Origin of the sequence: Fuerstiella sp. (assembly GCA_022447225.1) — a bacterium.
In the GTDB taxonomy this organism is placed as follows: Bacteria; Planctomycetota; Planctomycetia; order Planctomycetales; family Planctomycetaceae; genus S139-18.
In genome coordinates this window covers 621,420-644,417 of sequence record JAKVAZ010000006.1, presented here as the reverse complement: position 1 = coordinate 644,417, position 22,998 = coordinate 621,420, and the positions used below count along the sequence as shown (strand labels likewise).

At 53.7% G+C, this 22,998-nt stretch carries 19 protein-coding genes; 5 read left to right on the top strand and 14 right to left on the bottom strand.

Features of this window, described 5'->3' with window-relative positions:
- The first annotated feature begins 77 nt into the window (after positions 1-77).
- Positions 78-1,460 (top strand): DUF1501 domain-containing protein, encoded by a 1,383-nt coding sequence (locus MK110_06970; GenBank protein MCH2211027.1) that lies wholly within the window; start codon positions 78-80, stop codon positions 1,458-1,460.
- 54 nt (positions 1,461-1,514) lie between these two features.
- Here the strand turns inward: MK110_06970 and MK110_06965 are convergent, their stop codons facing one another.
- On the bottom strand, positions 1,515-2,414 hold the full coding sequence (locus MK110_06965) for a sugar phosphate isomerase/epimerase (protein ID MCH2211026.1): 900 nt from the start codon (positions 2,412-2,414) through the stop codon (positions 1,515-1,517).
- A 309-nt stretch (positions 2,415-2,723) separates the two neighbouring features.
- On the opposite strand from MK110_06965, the gene MK110_06960 reads away from it, so the two are divergent.
- Entirely contained in the window at positions 2,724-4,259 is a 1,536-nt protein-coding gene (locus MK110_06960) for a sodium/solute symporter (protein MCH2211025.1), read from the top strand.
- 91 nt (positions 4,260-4,350) lie between these two features.
- Here the strand turns inward: MK110_06960 and MK110_06955 are convergent, their stop codons facing one another.
- Positions 4,351-5,256, bottom strand: a complete 906-nt coding sequence (locus MK110_06955; protein MCH2211024.1) for an NAD(P)-dependent oxidoreductase — start codon at positions 5,254-5,256, stop codon at positions 4,351-4,353.
- 385 nt (positions 5,257-5,641) lie between these two features.
- Entirely contained in the window at positions 5,642-6,604 is a 963-nt protein-coding gene (locus MK110_06950) for a ThuA domain-containing protein (protein MCH2211023.1), read from the bottom strand.
- A gap of 425 nt (positions 6,605-7,029) precedes the next feature.
- On the opposite strand from MK110_06950, the gene MK110_06945 reads away from it, so the two are divergent.
- Positions 7,030-7,458, top strand: a complete 429-nt coding sequence (locus MK110_06945; protein MCH2211022.1) for a hypothetical protein — start codon at positions 7,030-7,032, stop codon at positions 7,456-7,458.
- A gap of 222 nt (positions 7,459-7,680) precedes the next feature.
- Here the strand turns inward: MK110_06945 and MK110_06940 are convergent, their stop codons facing one another.
- The 4 genes from MK110_06940 to MK110_06925 all read right to left on the bottom strand — a co-directional run bounded on the left by MK110_06940 (position 7,681) and on the right by MK110_06925 (position 11,423).
- Positions 7,681-8,241: a hypothetical protein gene (locus MK110_06940; GenBank protein ID MCH2211021.1), complete on the bottom strand. Its 561-nt coding sequence runs from the start codon at positions 8,239-8,241 to the stop codon at positions 7,681-7,683.
- Positions 8,242-8,278: 37 nt separating this feature from the next.
- Positions 8,279-9,760, bottom strand: coding sequence for an IMP dehydrogenase (gene guaB / locus MK110_06935; protein MCH2211020.1), 1,482 nt, complete (start codon positions 9,758-9,760; stop codon positions 8,279-8,281).
- An 84-nt stretch (positions 9,761-9,844) separates the two neighbouring features.
- Entirely contained in the window at positions 9,845-10,777 is a 933-nt protein-coding gene (rsmA, locus tag MK110_06930; protein ID MCH2211019.1) for a 16S rRNA (adenine(1518)-N(6)/adenine(1519)-N(6))-dimethyltransferase RsmA, read from the bottom strand.
- Positions 10,778-10,814: 37 nt separating this feature from the next.
- Positions 10,815-11,423 (bottom strand): riboflavin synthase, encoded by a 609-nt coding sequence (locus MK110_06925; GenBank protein MCH2211018.1) that lies wholly within the window; start codon positions 11,421-11,423, stop codon positions 10,815-10,817.
- Positions 11,424-11,460: 37 nt separating this feature from the next.
- Between MK110_06925 and MK110_06920 the strand changes: the two genes are divergently transcribed.
- Positions 11,461-11,706 carry a hypothetical protein gene (locus MK110_06920; GenBank protein MCH2211017.1) on the top strand — a complete coding sequence of 82 codons (246 nt, stop codon included), beginning with the start codon at positions 11,461-11,463 and terminating at the stop codon, positions 11,704-11,706.
- 82 nt (positions 11,707-11,788) lie between these two features.
- On the opposite strand, the gene MK110_06915 is transcribed toward MK110_06920, so the two are convergent.
- From MK110_06915 to MK110_06900, 4 genes are all read right to left on the bottom strand, one after another.
- Positions 11,789-13,168 (bottom strand): Gfo/Idh/MocA family oxidoreductase, encoded by a 1,380-nt coding sequence (locus MK110_06915; protein MCH2211016.1) that lies wholly within the window; start codon positions 13,166-13,168, stop codon positions 11,789-11,791.
- Positions 13,169-13,238: 70 nt separating this feature from the next.
- On the bottom strand, positions 13,239-14,003 hold the full coding sequence (locus MK110_06910) for an aldolase/citrate lyase family protein (GenBank protein ID MCH2211015.1): 765 nt from the start codon (positions 14,001-14,003) through the stop codon (positions 13,239-13,241).
- A gap of 857 nt (positions 14,004-14,860) precedes the next feature.
- On the bottom strand, positions 14,861-15,457 hold the full coding sequence (locus tag MK110_06905) for an STAS domain-containing protein (protein MCH2211014.1): 597 nt from the start codon (positions 15,455-15,457) through the stop codon (positions 14,861-14,863).
- Between the two features lie 503 nt (positions 15,458-15,960).
- Positions 15,961-16,407: an acyl-CoA thioesterase gene (locus MK110_06900; protein MCH2211013.1), complete on the bottom strand. Its 447-nt coding sequence runs from the start codon at positions 16,405-16,407 to the stop codon at positions 15,961-15,963.
- Positions 16,408-16,533: 126 nt separating this feature from the next.
- On the opposite strand from MK110_06900, the gene MK110_06895 reads away from it, so the two are divergent.
- Positions 16,534-16,704: a hypothetical protein gene (locus tag MK110_06895; GenBank protein MCH2211012.1), complete on the top strand. Its 171-nt coding sequence runs from the start codon at positions 16,534-16,536 to the stop codon at positions 16,702-16,704.
- A 61-nt stretch (positions 16,705-16,765) separates the two neighbouring features.
- On the opposite strand, the gene MK110_06890 is transcribed toward MK110_06895, so the two are convergent.
- The 3 genes from MK110_06890 to MK110_06880 form a co-directional block, all read right to left on the bottom strand.
- The gene (locus MK110_06890; protein MCH2211011.1) at positions 16,766-20,071 is read right to left on the bottom strand and encodes a c-type cytochrome; all 3,306 of its coding nucleotides are present in this window, start codon (positions 20,069-20,071) and stop codon (positions 16,766-16,768) included.
- Positions 20,072-20,312: 241 nt separating this feature from the next.
- On the bottom strand, positions 20,313-21,308 hold the full coding sequence (locus tag MK110_06885) for a hypothetical protein (protein MCH2211010.1): 996 nt from the start codon (positions 21,306-21,308) through the stop codon (positions 20,313-20,315).
- Positions 21,309-21,527: 219 nt separating this feature from the next.
- Entirely contained in the window at positions 21,528-22,958 is a 1,431-nt protein-coding gene (locus tag MK110_06880; protein MCH2211009.1) for an NADH:flavin oxidoreductase, read from the bottom strand.
- Between the last annotated feature and the right edge of the window lie 40 nt (positions 22,959-22,998).

The window sequence follows — 22,998 nt, the reverse complement described above, 5'->3', positions numbered from 1 at the left end:
CGTGTTTTGTGAAAACAGTACGAACCAGGTCGAACCCGTCAGTCTGGTAACGTTATGCAAGAGAATCGAGGCGTTTCATGCCGGCAACAGGGTGCAGCAGTTATCGGCGCCTGATTCTCGATCGGCGGACGCTTCTCGGAGCGGGAGGACTCTCGATCCCTGCTATTCTGCAGGCCAGAGCGATGGGGGAGTCGGCCGGTCAGATTCCGGCGGACACCGCCGTTATTCAGTACTGGCTGGGTGGGGCTGCGAGCCATCAGGAAACATATGATCCCAAACCGGATGCCCCCGCCGAATTTCGCGGACCGTTCGGAACGATCTCTACCAACGTACCTGGTTTGCAAATCTGTGACACACTGCCCATGCACGCCGGTGTGATGGATAAGGTTGCGTTAATTCGCAGCATGGGGCATGACAACAGTGATCACCAGCACGGTACGCACTGGTGTCAGACCGGACACGACGCAAAGGCCAGCGGAGTTAGTCCGTTTAAGGCGTCGAGTCACCCGTCGATTGGTTCCGTGACACATCGGGTTCGCGCAGCCAATCATCCCGCCATGCCGGCTTACGTTCATATCGGTTATCCACTTGATCGGAGTCCCTTCCGGTATTTTCCGCACAGCGCCGCCTACCTTGGTCGAAAATATGATCCGTACATCATCCTCAACAGACGCACAGGAGATGGAAAGGATCCTGGACTGGACCGTGATTTTCGTGTTGACAATCTGGACTTCACAGCCGGGCTGACACTGTCGTCGGTTTCAGACCGTCGCCGACTGCTGGGACAACTCGATCGCCTGCGCCGTGACACCGACCAGTCCGGCATGATGGGAGCCATGGATCATTTTCACCAGACGGCGTTTGAAATGATTACCGGTCCGCGGGCTCGAAACGCTTTTGATCTCGAACAGGAAGACATCCGCACACGCGAGCGTTACGGCCCCACGCGCCCTGGACAAACAGCCCTGCTGGCACGGCGGCTGGTTGAGGCGGGGGTAACCTTTGTTACTGTGGTTGACCCAGGTGTCGGGCTCAGCAGTTCCGGCTGGGATCTTCATACAGATCTGGAATGGGGGATGAACACCGCCTGCCCGCGGATGGATCGCGCTGTGACCGCGCTGATTGAGGATCTTTTTGAGCGAGGTCTTGACAAAAAGGTCTTACTGGTGGTCTGGGGAGAATTTGGCCGCACGCCTGGAATGAATAATCGGGGAGGGCGCGACCACTGGGGCAGTCTGCAAAGTGTACTTGTTGCCGGCGGGGGAACCCGTGGCGGTCAGGTGATCGGAGCATCAACTGCCAAAGGCGAAGTTCCCCACGATCGTCATCTCTGGCCCTATGACATGCTGGCAACGATGTATCATCATCTGGGTATCAATACCGAACAATCCTTTCACAATCTGGCCGGTCGACCGATTCCGATACTGGCCCAGGGCGAACGGATTCGCGAACTGCTGTGAAATTGTCGGTACGAGTGGACCTGTCTGAACGGGGCCGTGTGGTCTCCCTCAGATTCAGCAAACTTCTTTCGGCAGTTCACCACTGACGATTCCCCATTCCCGGGCTGCGGCGATTGTCATTTCGGCGAGTTCCAGAGGGCTTTCGCCTTGGCGGGGCATGATCACTTCAAACGTCCAGGCACCGGTGTAATCGACGTGTTGCAGGGCCGAAATGATTGACGGCCAGTCCAGGCCGCCGACCAGCGGGGCCCAGTGGTTGTCCTGCGGATTCTCCCGATCGACATCCTGAAGATGTGTTCCCCAAAGCCGGTTGCCTGCAATCTGAATCTCCTGTGCCGGATCCATACCGTCGGTCCAGGCATGTCCCACATCCACAATCAGTCCGACCTGTGCGGAAGGAAACTCGTCGCTGAACGCGCGGAGGTCAGCCATGCACATCAGTGGATAATCCCCCTGTTTGCCCGCGGCCAGAAGATCCTGGTTGTAGGGAAGGTTCTCAAGTAACATTCTGACACCCGCTGCCTCCGCTGTGGGGATCAGTTCCTCGACGGACCGTCTCATCGAGTCGATCATAGTTTGGTACATTGACTTCAACTCGCGACTGTCGTCAAGGAAGATAGGATTTGGAATACCGTGTATGACCAGGCCTTGTGCACCGATCTCTCCCGTCAGTCGCAGGGCGTCTTTGAAAACTGAGATGTTCTGCTGACGCCAGTCTTCCTCAGGCGGTCCCAGGACTGTCCGGCGAGCGGGTGCATGGACAGTTGCAGCTGTCATCCCTCGTTCGTGAAGCTGCCGGCGGACATCCTGCGCCACGGCGCTGGAGTGTTGACCAGGGATATGCTGATCACAGCTGATTTCCACACAGTGGAACCCGGCCGTGACGATCTGATCGAGAGCCGGACCCAGTTTGGTTCGTCCAAATCCTGCGGTGGAATAACTGACCTGTGTCATGATTGAAACGCTCCGGAAAATGTAAGCGAATACTGTGCCGAAGGGTAAAGCATAAGTGACCGTGTTCACTGATCAACCCATGACAGCAGTGTTGATGATGCGTCAGCCGGCGAGGATGTTGTTGCGAATTCGAGCCCGATCCCGAATCTGTACCGTCCGATCTTGTGTCGCCTGCCTTTCCGAACAGAATCCTCATTACATTTCTGCAGGGCATTTATTCAGTTTGTTCTGCAAGGTATTTGTTCAGTATGCCGGCATCGTTAACATCATCTGAACGTTCAGGATTGCCCGCAGAAAAGGAGACGCATCTTGTCCGAATCCGGATCAGCAATTAGCCTCGATTGGCTTGATGTACTCGTCGTTTGTGTCTACGTCAGTCTGGTGCTTGGCATTGGCTGGTATTACGGGCGCCAGCAGCGAAATACCGACGAATACTTTGTGGGGAATCGAGGGATGAACTCCACGCTGGTCGGTATCTCAATGTACGCCACGCTGTTCAGTACGATCACTTATCTTTCAAGTCCGGGCGAATATTTAAGTAAGGGCCCGGTCATTTTTTGTGCCCTGTTTTCAATCCCGATTGTGTACCTCCTTGTGGGTTACTGGATCATACCGGTTTACATGAAGCATCGGGTAACCAGCGCCTACGAACTCCTTGAAGACAGGCTCGGTGTGCAAGTGCGTCTGCTGGCGGCCGGTCTGTTTATCTTGATCAGGCTGGCATGGATGTCCCTGCTGATCTATTTGCCCGCGATTAGTATTCTTGAGATGCTTGGATTGGAGGAGAAATGGCTTCCGGCAGTCGTCTTCACGACTGGTGGAGTGGCGATTGTTTATGCATCGATTGGCGGATTGCGGGCGGTAGTGGTAACGGATCTGTTCCAGTTTCTGCTGCTGTTTGGTGGAGCGATCCTGGTGATCGCGACCGTCACGTTCAACGTCGGGGGATTTAACTGGTTCCCGACTTCCTGGCAGCCCGGCTGGGACAGGCAGCCACTGTTCAGCGCCGATCCCAACGTGCGGGTGACGGTGTTTGGAACCGTTCTGGGAGGGGTGTTGTGGTGGTTATGTACGGCGGGCAGTGATCAGACAGCGATCCAGCGGTTTATGTCCACCGGAAGCGCAGTGGCTGCTCGTCGGTCGTTTCTGATTAATTCGTGCGCCGGCGCTGTGGTGGCTCTGCTCCTGGCGCTCGTCGGGTTTTCTTTGCTGGGCTTTTACCAGGCTCATCCGGAATTTCTTCCGGATGGACAAAGCATCGAAGAATGTGCGGACAAACTTTTCCCTCGTTACCTTGCGGATCATCTCCCCGCTGGCGTGGCCGGGCTGGTGCTGGCGGCTTTGTTCGCTGCTGCCATGTCCAGTCTGGATTCGGGTGTCAATTCCATTAGTGCTGTGACCCTGACTGACTTTGTCGACCGCTGCCGCAGCAGACCTTTGACCGAGAGACAGCACATCCTGGCTGCCCGGCTGCTGGCCTTTGGAATTGGCCTCGTGGTCATCTGCGTCAGCTCATTTGTCATCAAGCACGTGCCTGGAAACTTCATGGAGATCACCCAACGCGTGAGCAACCTGCTGATCAGCCCGCTGTTTCTGCCGTTTTTCATGGCGATCTTCGTTCCCTTTTCGACGTCGAAGGGCGCAATCGCAGCGATGATCTCTTCCAGCGCCGCGGCCATTGTGGTGGCCTACTGGAAGCCTTTGATTGCCAGTCTGGGAGTAGAACCGGTGTTTTTCAAAGAGATCAGTTTCCAGTGGATTCAGCCGTGTGCTCTGGTGACAGGGATTGCGACGGGCTGTGCAGTGAGTCTGCTTGAACGCTCAGTGAAACGGCAGGTTGACTGATCCGGGCAGGATCCCGCAATGTCGGTCTGATCTCAGAAGTCAGCGAGAACTCCGGGATTTGCCGTTTAACAACCTAAGCGGAAATCGACGGTCAATCTGCCTTCCTGGCTGCGGCAACAAGTTCCGCAATGGTTTGTTGCAGGCGTTCAGTTCCGCCGAATCTCATCCCCAGTTCCTGGATTTTATCGCTTACGATCTGATGTTTTGGTGCCGGCATATCGCCCAGGATTTCAGACTTCGAACCGCAAATCTCCCGTGCCGTACGTGCAACCTCAAGTTCGGAGACATAGCGATCGTAACAGCTGTAGACTTCGCCGGCGATACTGTCGGCATGCAGCAGGATGTCGACCGCTTCTGCAACATCGGCAGCATGGACTTCCTTGCCTCCTCGCTCACAGCTGACCGGGACGCCACGTACAACCTGCTGAACCAGTTCAAACCACTTGCTGTGCTGCGGCTGATGATGCAGACCATAAATCCCTGTGGGACGCAGTGCGCAAACAGGATAACCGGCCCCAAATCCATAGCTGTGCACGAACTGTTCAACGGCCGCTTTGTGGGCACCATAGTGAGTTGTCATCCACAGCGGATGCATTTCATCCAGGGGACGATCGTCCAGAATTTTTTCGTGGACGGCACATGTGGAGATATAGACGAAACGGCTGATCCTGCGGCTTCGTGCCGTTTCGATCAGCTGAATGGATCCGAGTACATTCCGACGAACGAACTCCTGAACGTCACCTTCACCGCCGCGAAATCCGGAACCGCTGCGGTGAAGTCCGGAGTGAACGACAGCGTCGCAGCCGTCGAGCAGCTCATTACAGGATTCGATATCTCCGAGCTCACCGTGAATCCATTCAATGTTCGATCCGTAACCGGTCTGATAGCAGCGATCTTTTGAACGATACCAGCAGCGACAGTCATTGCCGGCGGCCTGCATCCTGCGAACAATGTAGTGTCCCAGAAATCCGGTGGCACCCGTGATGGCTACTTTCATCTATACATATTCCGCTGAAGGCCATGGTTGAATAGCGGTCCGGTCCGGTGTGGAAGTGTTTTGATATCGGGAAAGAGAAAGCCCGGGCAAGTCTGACGCCGATCTGAGCCAGCTCTTTCGGCAGCCGGTGATTCCGGATGCGAATTCTGTTGATCGGGTAGTGAAACTAGACACGGGTGATTGTCCGGGACAACCGACTGCTCAGTAAATCAGCAGGCACATGTTCCTGAAGTTCGACGTGTAAAATGTAAAGCACTGGATGAGCCGTTAATCCGAATGTCTTGTGGTCGGTTGTTCCGAAATGCAAATCGTCCGTGAACACTTTCTGTCTGGAATAAACGACGACAGTCCGTGACATAAAGTCATTCAGGAACTGCGAACGGTTTCATCGGGTGAACCGGCGGGAGCGGGACGCGTCCGCAGTTGGAAAGTCATCGGGCACTGCGACAGTGACGTTACCGGTAGCAGCCCATTCAGTGCCTCGCAGCAATACGGTGATGAATCCTACACATTCCTGCGAGTAGTCGGCGTGCCCCATGGGGGTATGAAAGACACGTCCTTTCCCAAAACGCACCGTGAACATAATCGGTTCGTGGCGACCACTGCCCTTGGTTTCCGGATTACTGTAGGAGGTTGCCAGCAACCGCATGTTGAGCGCCGGACCTCGAAGTCGGTCGTAGAGTTCGTCTTTGGTATGCAGCCATTCTGCCGGCAGACCCTGTGTGATCGGATGGCTGCTGTCGCGAATGACGACTGAGTACTCGTGCTGGACACCGTGATGACCACCACGTCCGGCAGAAGTATCACGAATGACATCCCCCTTTTCGTTGGTGTAGATGTACGGCCCATCCTTTTCTGATCGTCCACCCCACCCGCCAAGCCCAATCATTTCGTTCCATGCGGGCCAGTTGGGAAAGGAGTTGTCGGCCGCATGAATGACCACGAGTCCCCCGCCGGATTTCATCCACGACTCAAACGCTGCCTGTGTTGCATTTGGCCACGGAGCAGCCCCATGCCCCATGTTGGAAAGGACCACGTCATAGGCAGAGAAATTCGGTTTGAAATCAGGGTCGGTGACAGCCGTTTTCCTGGGCGTTGAATGGACACCGTCGATCGAATACGCCGCCAGCAACGTGGCATCAGCGTTAGCAGTGAAAGCGGTGCGGGCTACATCGACATCAAACCGACCACTGGTTTCCAGATAATCTTTCATCATCACGGTCGTCTTGGGCCACATACTGTGATTGTTCTGACCGTCGACGATCAATGCTTTGATCTTTGGGTTTGCCAGACACGACTGCATGGAGGTGACACACAGAACCAGCAGAAACACAGAAAGCTGAAACATGGGCATTCCTGGTGAAATAAAGAGCAGATGTTTTTATCGACACTACTGAATCTGAAAGAGTTGGCAAGCGAATGCTCCGTGACGTACCTGTTGACTCGCAAAAACGCTGATCAATGCTTCTGTGACCGACAAGTCGCCGATATCGATCACTCAGAGACGACGGTTAACATCGTGCCGTCAGCTACGGTTGTGTGAGACGCTGTGCGGGTGGGAGTGGGAAGATTCATCGAGTTGGCGCCCAACAGACCACCGATCGATGGTCCGGTTCTGTTCGCCTCAGTCTGGCCCCGGGCAAACAGGGGATTACTGTCGTAATCCGAATAATCGTTAAAGTTTGCCCGGCTTGACATCCGATGCCTGTTACGGAGTCCGTCCGGTCCTGGATGGCGTGCTGCACCAATTCCTTATTTGACTCGGATGTTTTGATGTTTCGGCAGATTCAGCTGATCACCGCTGCGGTTGGGTGCCTGCTTTCGACCGGTTGTTATTGTGGCCCCGGCCTTGTCTCCGGCAACATGTTTGAGGCATTTGGCGCCGGTCTGGCCAATCAGCTGAATTCCCCGTTTTTAGGTGGAAACCATTGCTACTATCCGCGTGGTCCGATGACTTCCGGCACAATCTCAGGACACTGTCTGCCTCCGCAGATGTGTGATGCCGGATGCTGCTATGCATACCCGCCGGAAATGTCTCATTCCTGCTGTACTGCGGACTGGTATTCAGACACTGGTATTCCGGACACTGTCGGGGCCGGAGTTTTGCAGCAATACCAACCCCGGCAGCAACTCCAGCACCATCAGCCTGGTCTGGAGGTTCCACCGGTGCCGGTACCCGACGTACCATCTGTGGAACGTTAGGAATCAGTAAAAAACGAGTCAGCGCATTCGTTACGGCACGAGATGAGTTAGACCGCCAACCGGTTGTGAAGCAGCAGGCTCTTTGACCTTCCTGCCCGGTAGATGAATTTTGCGGCGAACTGCTTTTCGGATCCTGGACAAACCGACAGGACGTCAACTTTCGTGTGCTCGTCTGTTCGCTGGCAACGCTGTTCCTGTTTATTAGCCGGTGATTATGTCGTTCTACGGAAACAGGAAAACCACTCCCAGCACTGCCAGAGCCTGATGGATGGCTGCTTCGTCATTCCACGGGGGATGATACGTCAGGTAGGGTGCTGATTCACCGGGACGATACCAGCCAAGTGGATATTCCCGCGAAGCCGTTGGTCGCAGTGTGGCGTTGTAAGGTAAGGTGGCAGCCTGCCGGACAAAACGACCGGTTGAGACCAGATTTTGCAGCAGCGGATCGTAGGCATGGCCGTATCGCTCGAGCGCCGGATCTTCAAAATACAGCGGGTGGTACCACAAATTGGATGGTTGCCACTTCAGCATTGTGGTTGTGTGTACGACGCGAGTGATTGGTTGATCATCAGTGTTGTCTGAGAAGTTGTCCGGCAAAGTCGACTCTTCAACATCGCCCCACGCATAGTCGAACGACGGTCGGATGTCATTCATGTTGCGCAGTTCAAGTTGTGGTGATTCGTCAGTCTTCAGCAGCGGGTCAGCTGTGAATTCACTGTCATAATCAGTGGTGTTGTCTGATGCGGACAGCAGAGGACCGAAGGCACAGATGGCAGCAGCCATACAGGACCGAATTAAAAATCGGGTTGATGATGCCGCGTCAGCGACGTCCACCGGGACTGTGTTCTGCGGAATAGTTGGGAGCTTCCTGAGTAATAGCAATATCATGAGGATGATTTTCCCGAACTGATGCACCTGAAACTTCGATAAAACGTGCCTGGGTTCGCAGACTGTCAATTGATGCAGCACCCACGTATCCCATACCCGATCGCAGACCACCTGTGAGTTGGTAGAGAAGAGGCTGCAGGGCTCCTTTGTAGGGAACTCGTCCCTCAACTCCTTCCGGAACCAGTTTGGATTCGTCATGACCAGCACCTGAACCCTGCCGATAGCGTTCACTGCTGCCGCTTACCATTGCTCCCAGCGAGCCCATACCACGGTATCGCTTGAAGCTGCGCCCCTGAAAGAGAATCATCTCCCCAGGACTCTCATCGACTCCGGCCAGCAGACCACCGACCATCACGGTCCACGCTCCGGCTGCCAGTGCCTTCGTAATATCTCCACTAAATCGAATGCCACCGTCGGCAATCACAGGAATCCCCGAACCATCGAGCGCCTTCGCCGCGTGGGCGATTGCAGACAACTGTGGAACTCCAATTCCGGAAATAATCCGGGTTGTACATATCGAACCTGGGCCAATTCCTACCTTAACTCCGTCTGCTCCGGCATCAGCCAGAGCCCTGGCTCCGGCTGATGTTGCCACATTTCCGGCGATGACATCGATTTCAAACCGATCCTTGATTGTCCGAACAGTGTCGATGACATTCCTGGAATGTCCGTGTGCACTGTCGACGACCAGCACGTCAACCCCCTGTTCGATCATCAGAGTGGCTCGATCGTAATCGTGAACACCGACAGCTGCCCCGGCTCGCAGCCGTCCGCGAGTATCCTTGGATGCCTGCGGAAACTGCTGGTTTTTGTCGATATCCTTGATCGAAATCAAACCTCTCAGTTGGTATTGATCGTCTATCAGCAACAGTTTCTCGATCCTGTTTTCCAGCAGAATCTTTTCTGCCTGATCGAGACTGGTACTGGCCGGTGCAGTCACCAGTTTATCCCGCGTCATCACATCGGCTACCGGTCCGTCTGTCCTGTCGAGAAAACGCAGATCCCGCCGGGTAAGAATGCCTACCAGTTTTCCGTCTGTGGTAATCGGGACCCCGCCGATATTGCGTTCGTCCATAATGCGACGAGCTTCCGAAACGACCGTTTCGGGCGGCAGCGTCACCGGGTCCATGATCACACCGTGTGCGCTTCGTTTCACCCGATAGACTTCCTGAGCCTGTTCTTCGAGGGTCATGTTCTTGTGAATAATGCCGATGCCGCCAAGCTGTGCCATGGCAATCGCCATGTCTGCGGTGGTAACGGTATCCATCGGGCTGCTGACGACCGGGATATTCAGAGAAATATTGCGGGTTAGTGAAGAGCTGAGGTCGCACGACGATGGCATGACTTCACTGTATCCCGGTTCCAGCAGCACATCGTCAAATGTGAGACCTCGATAGCCAATGCGATCTTCCATTGTTGGATTCCCTTCAATTGGTTGAGTCCGGCGGTTGAAAAGCCCCCAATGGTTCCGGACGCTGACACAGAAGACGGTTGTCAATCAATCGACAGCTGTCGCAGACTCCGACAGCCCATTGAGCACCTGGAAAAACCTGTTGGCCAGTCGCAGCAGCTCTTTCACTTCCAGCTGTTCCGCTCGTGATTCCGGATCGTGTCCCAGTTCAGACAGGATTGTGTCAACATCCCTTCTGGACATTTGTTTGCTGTACATTCCGCAAAGGACACTCCGAGCGATTTTTCTCCGGTGATGAAACAGACGGCGGATAAAGTCCAGGAAAAAAGGTCGGTTGTCGATTTGTCCGCCGCGACCGTCGTGTCGACGAATACTGACGATGGCGGACTGTACTTTGGGCCGAGGCCAAAAAACCTGCGGTCCCATTCGTCGAATGATTCGCACACTGCACTGTGACTGCAGCCATACTGAAAGCGCGCTGTAACTTCCGGTCCCCGGTTTAGCAATCATTTTCTCTCCGAGTTCCAGCTGGATCGTGGCAATGATTCGGGACCACTGTAAATCGGAAGCAACCAGGTTAGAAATGACCGGTGTGGCTACGCTGTACGGAAGATTGGCAACCAGTTTGAGCTGACCGTCTGGTTGCTTCGCTGCCTGCTGTTTCAGTACTTGCATAATTTCAGGTGACAACGTGTTTTTATTGCGAAGAATGTCGCGATTAATGAGTGTAACGTTGTCACAGTGACGAGTGACGTGAGTTGCCAGGGCGTACATCTTTGGGTCCACCTCAACACTAACGACGTGCCCTGCCTGTTCGGACAGATGTGTTGTCATCCCGCCTGTCCCTGTCCCTACCTCCAGGACCAGGTCATCTCGCGAGATTTCCGCGGCGCGGACCACAAATTCGAGCAGGTTAAGGTCGATCAGGAAATTTTGGCCAAGGTCGGATCGCGGATTAAATCCGTGTTCACGGAACAGTGTCATCAGCCGCTGTCTTGTCTGCCTTGATTCGTCTTTCATTTGCCGATCCTGTCGGCAAATGATGCACACAGTTGGTTTACGATGTCTGCATTCCTTTAATGTATTTTGCGACGTACCTGCCGAGAATATCCGATTCGATATTCACTACTTCACCGGGCTGTCGAATTCCCAGAGTTGTCACCTGCAAAGTATGAGGAATCAGAGCAATGGAGAATCGATGGGTTTCCACACTGACCAACGTGAGGCTGACTCCATCCACGGCGATCGAACCTTTTGGAATCATGAGTTCAGTGAGGCTTGCTGAGCATCGAAACCAAATGTCGACCCATTCGTCGTGCCGAATGATTTCATCCACCAGCGCTGTTCCATCAATGTGTCCCTGAACAAAATGGCCGCCGAGTCGGTCACCGACAGCCAGTGCTCGTTCCAGATTGACTCGTGTCCCCTGTTCAAACCCACTCAGATTTGTTTTGGCCAGAGTCTCTTCGCCCGCTTCAAAATCGACCGCGTCAGTGCGAATGTTCACCACAGTCAGACAGCATCCGCAAATACTGATGCTTTCCCCGATATTGAGTTCACTGACCGGAAAGCAGTCACGGTCCGGAGCGATCGTCAGGCGCAGGGCGGCAGATTCCTTTTTCAGGATTCTGACGGTACCTTGTCCTTCGACGAGACCGGTGAACATACACGCAACAATGAGAGGCAACGAGACAGAGGGGCCGATGACCCGTCCGGGACGGGAGAATCATCGCGTTCGACGTTGCGGCGAGATTCTACACGAAGATTCTGCGATTGCCAGCAGTGCTCAGAATTATCAGTCTTCGTGTATCTACCTGTTGAATGGAGTCGTTCTGCAGCTCAGGGTCACGAGTCGTGGCTGTACAGACATACCCGACCACAGGAGGCACACACTGAAGAAAACACAGTCGTTTCTGTTTCGTCGAACCGAAGAACTGAGGTCTTACTGAAGTCAGAGGAATTCCGCCGTTCTAAAAATCGCAGTCTCATGCCTCCGGCTGCGGACTTCCGGGAGCAGACATTGAAGGTGAATTACAGTTCGGTTTCAAACCGTTTTCGGGAATCGCGTGCCACAAAACTCTGGGCCTGTGCATCGTTGGTGATTTGCTCTTTGACCGGATTCCAGTGCAGCGTACGACCGAGTCGGGCAGCGATGCCTGCGAGATGGCAGGTGCTGAGCGCTCGATGGTGGCTGAAGACGTCGGAGACGGGCTCTGCACGGTCCCGGGCTGCTTCGAAAAAATTGCGGAAGTGACTGGTTAACGGACGGTTTTTGTAAACCTTTTCCAATGCTCCGTCCGGTAATGGATTACGAGCCAGCTCTTCCACCGGTCTGCCCGTCAAACGCCCGCGATTGACGAAGATCCGTCCTGCTGATCCCTCGAATATGATTCCGTTGTCGCCATCGTGTCGAATGACCAGATCGATTCCATCTGCAAACGTGGCCCGGATCAAAAATTCCGTGGCGGTATTGTACTGGTCGTCCCGGGTGGGGTAGCCCCCCCTGAAGTCCACAGGATGCCTGACCATTTCCGGGACCACAGTGATCGGGCCCGTGTCCGTCTTGCCGATTCCCCATGTGGCAATATCAACGTGATGTGCTCCCCAGTCTGTGAGTTTGCCTCCGGAGTATTCGTACCACCAGCGGAATTCATAGTGACTTCGTGACCAGCTTTTGGTTTCTCCATTCGGTCCCGCCAGATATCGGAACGGTCTGGCCACAGCAGGCCCCTGCCAAAGGTTCCAGTTGAGGTTTTCCGGAACGCTGACGGCGGGCAGCTGGGGACTCGTTGGCCCCCCTCCAACACTGCAGGTCACTTTCCGGATATCACCGATGCGTCCGTCGCGAATCATTGCCACGGCTTTGATAAACTGTTCAGAACTGCGCTGTTGTGTACCAATCTGCACAATTCGACCTGTACGACGGGTGACGTCGCAGATTTGCCGACCTTCTTCAATTGTTAACGTCATTGGTTTTTCGCAATACACGTCTTTACCTGCCAAAATTGCTTCGATGGCGATTTTGGCATGCCAGTGATCCGGTGTGGAGATATGAACGATGTCCACGTCATCTCGATCGATGATTGCTCGGTAGTCTTCGAATGATTCGGGAACGGTGCCTGTCCAGTCTTTTACGAGTTCCTTTGCCCTTGCCACACGCTCCGCATCGGTATCACAGACCGCGATGTAGTCTCCGTATTTTCGAAAATCAGGGGCGGACCCGTGCGGACCGTCGATTCCCGTGGCCCGCTGACACCAGCGACTGCCTGTGCCGATTGCCGCCACACGCGGTCGGGCATTCGCACCGGTGAATCCCAGGGAACGGGCGGAGTGGCCGGTCCAGACCGAGGTACCCGCACAGACCAGCGTCGATCGCAGAGCATCACGTCGAGTCAGACACGTTTTATTCACGATGGATCTCCGGATGATTTAGATTCGTTACCGGCAGCAGTGGTGTTCGCGGCAGCGTCCGGACTACGCATCACTCTGGCTGCATCTCGCGCAGAGTCCTGACTGTTTTTTCGGCAGCTGCACTCAGGAACAGCGTGTCAGTAGCAGTAATGATCAAATTATAGCCGAGCTCGACATAGGGTTGTACTGCTTCCGGTGTAATTCCAAAGTAGCCAAGGGGCATTTCTGCGGTCCTGCAGACCGTGGTCACACGATCGATTGCTTCAGTAACCACGGGATCGTTGACGTCGCCCATTTTTCCCAGACTGGCTGCCAAATCATACGGTCCCAGCAGGACAGCATCGATCCCTGGCACTGCCACGATGGACTCAATATTGGCGACACCCATCGCATGTTCAGCCTGCACGATGACCGTTGTCTGTTCATTTGCATTCTGCATGTACTCCCGAAAACCCGTGCCATAACCATGCGCACGTGCCAGACCGACTCCGCGGCCTCCTTCGGGAGCATATCTTGCAGCATTCACCACGGCTGTTGCTGTTTCCGTGGTGTTCACCTGCGGGGCGACAATTCCGGCGGCGCCAAGATCAAGCACACGTTTGATCCAGACCTCGTCAGCGACCGGCACGCGAACGATACATGGAATTCGATCGTCTGCAGCCTGCAGAATGCTCAGAATTTGAGCGATGTCCAGAGCTCCATGTTCACCATCGATGAATAACCAGTCAAAACCGACATCGGCCAGAATCTCCGCAACAGCAGGCGCAGGAGTCGTAACCATCGTTCCGTAGAGTCGCTCACCGTTCCGGAGACGGGTTCGAAAATTGTGGAACATATCAGGAGTCCTGCTCATGAGTGTTTTGATGGGTTGGCGCCTGAAGTCTGAACTTCTGAATTAAAATCGTCAACAAGACAGGTCGTCACCCCGGGGATCAAATTGACAGCTTCCGAATGGACACGCGGAACCTGCAGCAGTGATGGTCAGATCCCGGTCAGCACCGGTTCGCTTTGGGAAAAGCAGAAACACAGAAATGAAATATAATCCACGTCAGTTACAGTCTGAGTTTTTCCCTATGCCCGACATGTCAGCGACAGACTCCTTTCCCACCTTCTGGAGTTCTTAGACCACTTCGCAGCACAAATGTTCCGGACTTTGGCCCCTGTTGATGGGCTTGAAGTTGATCGTCTGACGGGTGTGCAGTCGAGCTGTGCCGATATTTTCCTGCGGTTCTGCACGGTTGTGGGGGGCTCAGCAATTCGGTTCTCAACGGACGTCAGGCAACTTTGCGCGACGATCGTGAACCCGATTATATTACCAATCCTGGAATCCATGTTTACGAACGGCGTTCTCCCAATGCCCGGAAAAACGTCATACGGTAACGCTCGACCGGCTGACACATTTCGGCACACCGGTTGACGAATCTCACACAGATTTCCATTGTGATTGCAACCTGTCATCGGGTCTGGACGGTAATGGTGAACGTGAATGTTGCAAAAAATGTTCCGTGTCTGTTTGTCTCTTTGGCAGGCCGGCGTTAAGGAGTATTTCGTTCACCGTGTTCGAAGGGCTGACCTGCTGACTTGTGACTGCGTCTAAATCAGGCCGGGCATGATTGCGATTTGCAGTTTGCTTAAGTTACCGGCTTTGCTGTGTCGCAGACGGGCCGCCGGAAGATAACAGTTCTTGCATTTTCAGACTGACCATTGACCTATGACAGTGATTGCGGTGATCACACCCGTGATAGAGACGAGGCGTGAGAAATGACGGAAGGCGCCGATTTTACGGGCGGCCGTCAACCATCCTCCACCGGATGCAATCGCGGCGCTCATCAACATCACGAAGACAATCGATGGCTGAAAATCCGACGGACAAACGGAAAGAAGTATTGCCGATGCCGAAACCATCGCGGTTGCTGCAGCGATCGGTGACGTCCACTGCAGCAGCCAGGTTTCTCGTCGAGCGGCTCTGGCCACTCTGGAAAGTCCGAGCTGATGCATGGCTTCCCGCCCATTTCGAACGATATTCAGCCGCTTACTGAGTCCTGCCAGGTTAAATGTTCCTCGAGCTTCACCTGACGGTGCAAGCACAACAGTGCGTCCGCCCAGGGCTTCGATTTTTTTCCAGATTCGCACAATTGCGGTGACAACGGCACTATTGGTTTTATTCAGCGAAGACAGATTGACCAGGATCTTCTTCGATTTTGATTGAACAAGTTGTCTGATCAAGTCGTGCAGCACCTGTTCCAGTGTGGACCATGATTCCGTGACAAATTCATTTTCAAAAGTCACGTGAACAAAATCTTGATTGTCGTGGCACGAACAAAGATGACCGAACACTGGCATGAGAAGTTCTCTCGAAGAAAATCACGCGGGGGTGCTTTCAGGACGCACATGAATCCGTATGGTCATTGTTCCTGAAGAATCCGCGGCTTTTGGCAGAAAGATGTCGACTGCCGTCGGCTGAAAGTTGACCGGTACCGGAGCGTGGTCGTGTCCGGTTGATCTTTTGATTCTATCCCAACGGGAAATTCGGATTTCCCGGAAAACTATCAGCAGGCATTACAACTTATCGGACTTGCCTGAGGCTGACTTGGCAGGGAACATGCGACTTCGGTCGTTAACTTTTTTGTCATGGAGATTTTGATGGCCGTGTGGAATCTGATGAGTCTTAGCATGGTGATTGGAAATAATGCTGAGTTCTTCGGAGATTTTTCGTGACGAACAGACTTTCATCAGAATTCACGAGGACATCATATTGGCATTACGTCACGTCAGCCGTTCAGTGACGCAGGTCACGTTGTTCCGGGCTGGTCCGATGGTTCTGAATACTCCTGAAGTTTTGACAGGTACAGATCAGGAATCTGAATTGATTCGAGAGATTCCCCGGATCGAAATCTGCAGCAGACGGTTTTGAGTGTGCCGCTGGCAACCAGTCGGCCATCGATCGAAAAAATCGATTCATACGTCACGGACTTGATACCAATACGCTGAACCTGCAGTTGAACCATGACTGTGTCTTCGAACCTCGCCGGCGAGACAAAGCGACACGACGCAGACACGCGAGGAAATCCGATTGTGGTTCCATCAGTCTGGTGGCTGGCGATCGTCAGACCCAGAGACCGGAAAAACGCGTGCTCTGCCTGTTCCATCCAGATGTAGAAACTGGAGAAATGTACGATCCCGGCCATATCTGTTTCACTGAACTCCACGATTCGGTTCATGGAAAAGGTTGATGCCATCTTTGCAAGCTGCTTTCCGGATACTGATAACACGGCAACCAGTCATCACCCCGCAGATCAATTGTGGCGAAGCAATGGTGTGGTCTGCGGTAAGACTGTAACGGGGGCTGAGGCGAAGGTTGAACCGTGAGCGAACTTTACCACCCGGTTAATGATTTTGGACCATTGATAAAGGGCTGGTCATTGGCGGACGGGGCATCGTGCATGTGTTTCTCTCGCAGTTTGCGATTGGTGGAGGAATCCTTGCGTGCTGGTTTGAGTGGCTACATGCCGGCGGATATTGACGCTCAGCTGTGAGTTTACTGACCGCCACTTCAAAGTGCTTGTGCTGGTCAGTTTTGTAACGGGAGCCACAGCCTTATTCGTTCAGTTGGTGGATCGTATTATGAATGACACGTTCTTCAGTTCGGCCGTGTGGTGTCTTTATTTGACAGCGAATCTCCATGCACCACGTGGGAGCAATTCCGGGAACCGTAAGGCGCACTGTTCTTCCGTCACCGGAAAGTGACACCGAGGTGACTTCCAGTGGGTGTTCGTCGTAGTGCTCTGAACCGTAGTTGGCTGTACGCCGGAGTGACCACGCTTTGAGTCTGTAATTTTCGGGATTTTCTGCAGCTGTGGGGTGTAGTGCGTCCGTGAATTCCATGGAGATTCCGTCGACATGTGTTGTCAGGCCACACGGAAGCCAGGATGGGTTTCCGGTTGCTCTGAGACGATACAGTCCACCGGAGTGAGTTTGACTGCTGCCCCAGGCGACCATCCCGCAGGTGTACAGATGTCCGTCTGTCGGGTTGAAGCGTCCTCGCATGGTTCCTGTCGGGAACTGAGGAATCGGAAGTTCACACATGCCCCCCTGAGGCTGACCGTTGAGTTTTTCAAAAGGTACAACATAGACCCTGCCGTAACCGTACGACAGATTCAACAGTGACCCATTGAGTGGTCCCCATGATTCACTCTCGACCCACAGAAGTTCGCCGGGTGAGCGATCGAATTCATTGGTAATCCAGCACAAAGGTTGTTCCATTGCGCTGTCAGAAGAATCTGTTACGTTGTGATAACCGAACATATTGCCATAGAAACCACCTTTCCGTACCCAGTTGATCCGATTTTTGGGGTTCCAGTGTCCTTCCTGGTCGGTTACGACAAATGATCCGTCCTGATTGAGACACACCCCATTTGCGGCGCGAAAGCCGTTTGCCACAATGTCGGTTCGTTCCCCGTCAGCGGAGACTCGCAGCAGTGTTCCATGGTGTGGGACCAGCGCCTTTTTTGCATGACGTGCCGATTTGGCATAGTACAGGTTTCCGTCATCATCGGTCTGAAGTCCCATGGCGAATTCGTGGAAATGCTCCGTGACCTGATGGTCATTATTGAAGGCCCGATAGTAGTTGGTTTCCCGGTCACCATTTCGGTCCTCAAGGACTACGATTTGATCCCGACAGGTGACGAAGATACGACCGTCGATCAACTTGAGTCCGAGGGGCTGAAACAGTCCGCAGGCAATGCGTTTCCACTTCAGAGTGGCGGTTTCCTGCAGGTTTTTCAGGCCTTGAGCCAGCCAGACATCACCATCCCACGTACACACTGCCATTCGATCTCCGTCATCCAGAAAATCCAGTCCGGTGAGACGCATTTGAGCCAGCCACGGATTGTTCCGGGGCAGAGTCAGCTGATCCGCAGCGAACGGTCCGTCTTCGTTACCCGGTGTGACAACGGTGGTGATTTCTTCTTTCCAGCGCGCCTGTCCGGATGTTGCAACAGACAACAGATCCGGACATGTTTCGATGGCCGGAAATTCGATATTGCCGACCTCCGGATGTATCCCTGCAAACCACAACACAAAGTTGAGTGGTTCGGTTCCCTGTGGAATTATGAGACACAACTGACCATCGCGATGAGACCACTTCATCCCGGTGACATGATTTGAAAGCCCCGCGATGATACCTGTGGCCAGCTTGGTCGGTGACGTGTCGGACCGGACGTCTGATTCTTTATTTCTTCGGTCTGTTCGATGAACGGGTGACAGTCGAGCCCAGTCTGTACCCGATTCAAAACCGGCAGAGAGATCGGAACACGTGCCCACAACAAGTGTAAGACTGCTCCTCCGTGGTCCCAGATTAAAAGACCGACTGAACACGGTTGGTGTGTTGGAGTCACCCGACGGGATCATTCCCGGCATTTCCATAACGGACGTCGTCCCGACGGTGTAGTGAATGATCATACGGTCATCGGCTGTGTAGAAACCTCGGTAACGCGCCCAGTCACGCGGGAGGGGGCCGTATCGTCGACTGTCTCGGCCAATCACACGTTCGGTATCTTTCAGACTGTCTGTGTCAGGACGAGCCCAGCCGGGACCGGTGGGGTTCGAGACCTGAAGTTCGCCAACGATGCGCGGGTGGATGCGGTGCCGGCCGTTGAAATGAATCCCGTTCCAGTCGATGAAACGATCGCTGGTTTGCTGAGGATCGGCTGTCCATGCAGCTGCCATACGCAAAGTATCGTGATCAAATATCATCCATGCGGAGCCACGTGCGATTCCACCGGGACCCTGATCCAGACGAACGGCGATCCCTTTATATGCGAAGTTAGAACCGTCTGTACCGATCTCATACGTATTGATCAGTCCAGGACCGTAGTCCATTGTCGCGTAGGGATCCAGATTTGCCGGTTCCGGCCCGCGCGTATCACCAACAGGAAGCTCAGCAAGATATTTATCGTTGATACTGACGTACTGCGACGGATTGTGTTCACGGAGGTACGCTTCGCGAATGTAGTGAATCACGTCGTATTTCTGTCGGGGCACCATCCAAGTCTGAGCAACCATAAATCCAAAACCATGTGTCAGTGTTCTGTACATCCCGTAGGGATCACTGACGCTTTTGAAGCGTCCTTCAGCAAATCTCAGAGCGGTGGGCAGAGAACCCGGGGCGTGAAGGTCACCATGACAATTGATACAGAGCCGATTATAGATCGCTTCGCCACGTTCGAACGACTCGTCACCGAGATCGCTGATCAGGCCCGCGTGATCAACGTGTGATTCGTATTCGGGAATCGATACAGCAAACATTGATGGAGGAGGTTGAAGTTCTTTGGCGCGTGCCCGACCTCCGTCACGAACTTCATACAGGTACTTCATCAGATCCAGAAACTGGTGACGGCTGGTGAGTTGACTGACCTGTCCGGCAGGCATCGTTGAGACCGCAGTCTGCCGCCGTATTTCGATGTCATCTGCCGTGATCGGAATCAGTCGTCCGGACAGGGCTTCGCGGAGTGTGAGCACCTGGTTGCGTTCCGAATGAAGCAGCCCGGAAAGGACTGTACCCTGAACGGTCACCACCTGAATTGTCTCGTAGCCTCTGCGGATGACCTTTGACGGCTGCAGGACAGATTCAATCATCTCCTGATCACCGGGTTTTTCAGTCCATACTGCCAGATCCGGACCCAGACCGGCCGGACCGGAACCGTACAGATCATGACACCGTGAGCAGGCCATTGAGGGTTGATGAAAGACAATGGCACCTCGTTCGGCGCTACCGATGCGCCGGACATCACGCACCAGTCTGTCGATGGATTCTTCCCTGAGTTTCTGCTCCAGCGTTTGGGCAACACTGCAGGGAGAGACCAGTATCAGCAGCAACCAACCCGAAAACAGCAAACGTGACATCAATGGTGGCCCGTAAATCGAAAAACGAGGGAACGGCTACATGATATTCACTGTTTCTGAGATCTTCCAGGAGAAACATTTGTTGGGGGAGGTGAATCACAGAGCATAAAGTCAGAGACGGCCCCCCAAAGTTGCGTCGGTCGGGAAGAAGCCGGACCAGATTCAGAAAATCTTTACTGTGGAGAATTCTGATGAATTTATCGCACAGAACATTGCGAGTGACTTGCAGAAATGAAGGTGTTCATCGGGAAAAATTTTCGGATACGGATGTCGGAGGACGCAGTTGCCACGCCGTAATCCAGTCCTCCGAAATGCGCTCAAATCCGAATTCACTGACCATTCGTTCTTCCATATCAGCGAAATGACCGGCTCCGTAGAACACTCCCAGCACTTTGTTGCTTTGCCTGTTTAATTCTCGTCGCAATACCTGCAGTGCCTTGATATTGCGTTCAGTGATAATCGTGGATTTGCCATCGGAGTCGGCGAAGACATCACCATGACCGGCCCGAACCATTTCCACCGCCGCAATTCTGCGGACTCTGTATTGACGATCCGAAGATAAAACTGACAGAACGATATCCAGGTTCATTGCGAGTGCATTGCGCTGCTGCAGTGTGGCTTTTGCCATTTCCCGTGCCAGCATCTCAGAAAATGACTCACCACGCCGGGCCATCGAACTTTCCATTTCCTCCTGCGTCATATCCGCGTGAACAAAATTATTCGGACGATAATCCACTGCGGCCAGCTGAAATTCCAGACCGAGTACATCTTTCATTCCTACCTGTAACGCGGAAATGGCGGCCAGACCGACTCTGGACTCATTCCAGGATTGGTCATCGGTCAGAGTCCGTCCCCTGCGTTGACTTCCTGGTCGCAGACCCTGACGAAGTGCTTTTTCGGGAATAACGGCTTCGTACAGCAGTGCATCGTAGTCTTCGAAACGGCGATTCAGTTCTTCATAATAGGCGGCTTCACCCAAATGAATGGCTCCAATAAGATCCACGACTTTGCCGGGAAACTGCCTGGAGTCCGCAAATCGAATGACAGACGTTTGCAGCAGTGACGCAAGATTCCGATCGTTACGTGAGATCCGAATGTAGCGGTATCTCCTGTCTTCGGCTTCGGGGTCTTCAGGCTGTCGACGATCGTCAGCCCGGGCTGACAACACGAACGCAAAAAGAATTCCGGACACAACCGAAATCAACCCTGGTGACAGCTTTAATGTTGGCAGTCTCATGTCCGTGTTCCTTAAATCGGCCTACCCGGTTCACCGATCAACAGCTCCGAAATGATTTTTCATGAACCGTGACAGTCCCGGAGCTGATTTGGTTGGTTAACAGAGGTGGCTGGCCAGGTCTCATTCTCAGAATGACCAGAGTGATTCGGATCGAAACAACGATCCAGGAAGAGACAGCTGCTGCTGAAGATTTCTTCCACAGTATGTCTTTGTATTGTTCTATTCGTTACGCTTTTTTTTTATCTGATCCAGAGCGTCACGATCCGCATGATCTTTGTAGAATGGATCCAGTGGAAAACAGCCACTGACAAGACCGTTTCTGGGTGCTGTGGTACAGTCACTGAATGTACGACAAAGTTTTTTCCTTGAACTGGTCCGTCCGGTAAGTACATCATACGGCAGTTCCGGATACGACAGTGCCATCCGCCCCAGCCCAACGCTGTCGACCATACCACCATTGACGGCGGCCTCCGCTACAGACGGCAGCCATTCCTGCAGGTAACTGTAGCCACTGCCAACAAAGATTAGTTCCGGAAACCGTCTTTTGAGTTCCGCGGTCAGCTGAATTTGACGGTCAACACCGACCAGCGGGTCCTCTGGCGGCTGATAGCCGTCGGACGGGGGGAATATCGCGGGACGCTGAATATGTGGATTGTAGTACGGGCTGCCGCAGGTCGTGGAGACCAGTTCAATCCCGAGTTGAATCAGCAGACTCAAAAATTCGGCGGGTTCGTTCAAGTCAATTCCGGTACCGGAGGAATCGCCTCCAAATGCGTGACGATAGACACCGTGTACTTCCGGTACCCCGGTGCCATCGGGCCCTGACCTGAACGGAACAAAGTCAAACATGCTGATACGTACGCCGATCTCGAGTCCTGCAGCTTCCGTGCGGATACCATCCACGATGGTGCGCAGGAATCGAGTCCGGTTTTCAAAACTGCCTCCAAACGGGCCGGAACGATCAAAACCGGAGAGCAGCTCGTGTCCCAGGTAACCGTGACAATGTTTGATATCGACCCAGGTGAATCCGATCCTCTGCGCCAAACAGGCGGCCATTACAAATTCATCCGCCAGTCTCTTCAGATCGTCATCGGTCATCAGACAATCGTCTGATGTTACGCCACAGCGCCGGTCGAGAATCGGATGCCGGTAGATTGGTCGCGGCTGAGGACCCATTCCACGGGTGGGCGCGGCGAAGCGGCCGGAATGAGTCAATTGCAGTCCGATACACAGATCGTCCGTTGAATCAAAATGTTCAGCGTGGGCATCAACAAGAGTCTGGCGAAGCTCTGCCAGCGGACCGGCATTTAACTCATTGATAACGAGCTGGTAAGGGTTGTCTCGTCCATCATGACGAACAGCGACGGCTTCTCCACCCCAGATCAGCTTTGCGCCGCTCAGTCCAAATCGTTTCCAGCGGCGTTTGGTGAGCTCCGATGGTCGTCCTTCGGTTGTTCCGTCCCAGCCTTCCATCGGCAGAATACAAAAACGATTTCCAATCTGACCGGCGCGCGTTATCAGCGGATCAGCCAGTGACGAATTCGGTCCGCCTTCAAAATCGCTCATAAACGGAAGCTGCAGCTGCAACTCGTCGAGTCTCGCCTGAAATCCGGCGGAAGTGCGGAAGGACGCGATTCGGGGAAACTGCATCAATGAACGGTCCGTGGAACGGTAAAATAAAAGCTGTATC

Coding starts and splice junctions, on each gene's coding strand:
- MK110_06970 (MCH2211027.1), top strand. CDS start 78: ATGCCGGCAACAGGGTGCAGCAGTTATCGGCGCCTGATTCTCGATCGG.
- MK110_06965 (MCH2211026.1), bottom strand. CDS start 2,414: ATGACACAGGTCAGTTATTCCACCGCAGGATTTGGACGAACCAAACTG.
- MK110_06955 (MCH2211024.1), bottom strand. CDS start 5,256: ATGAAAGTAGCCATCACGGGTGCCACCGGATTTCTGGGACACTACATT.
- MK110_06950 (MCH2211023.1), bottom strand. CDS start 6,604: ATGTTTCAGCTTTCTGTGTTTCTGCTGGTTCTGTGTGTCACCTCCATG.
- MK110_06945 (MCH2211022.1), top strand. CDS start 7,030: ATGTTTCGGCAGATTCAGCTGATCACCGCTGCGGTTGGGTGCCTGCTT.
- MK110_06940 (MCH2211021.1), bottom strand. CDS start 8,241: ATGGCTGCTGCCATCTGTGCCTTCGGTCCTCTGCTGTCCGCATCAGAC.
- guaB (MCH2211020.1), bottom strand. CDS start 9,760: ATGGAAGATCGCATTGGCTATCGAGGTCTCACATTTGACGATGTGCTG.
- rsmA (MCH2211019.1), bottom strand. CDS start 10,777: ATGAAAGACGAATCAAGGCAGACAAGACAGCGGCTGATGACACTGTTC.
- MK110_06925 (MCH2211018.1), bottom strand. CDS start 11,423: ATGTTCACCGGTCTCGTCGAAGGACAAGGTACCGTCAGAATCCTGAAA.
- MK110_06920 (MCH2211017.1), top strand. CDS start 11,461: ATGACCCGTCCGGGACGGGAGAATCATCGCGTTCGACGTTGCGGCGAG.
- MK110_06910 (MCH2211015.1), bottom strand. CDS start 14,003: ATGTTCCACAATTTTCGAACCCGTCTCCGGAACGGTGAGCGACTCTAC.
- MK110_06900 (MCH2211013.1), bottom strand. CDS start 16,407: ATGGCATCAACCTTTTCCATGAACCGAATCGTGGAGTTCAGTGAAACA.
- MK110_06890 (MCH2211011.1), bottom strand. CDS start 20,071: ATGTCACGTTTGCTGTTTTCGGGTTGGTTGCTGCTGATACTGGTCTCT.
- MK110_06885 (MCH2211010.1), bottom strand. CDS start 21,308: ATGAGACTGCCAACATTAAAGCTGTCACCAGGGTTGATTTCGGTTGTG.
- MK110_06880 (MCH2211009.1), bottom strand. CDS start 22,958: ATGCAGTTTCCCCGAATCGCGTCCTTCCGCACTTCCGCCGGATTTCAG.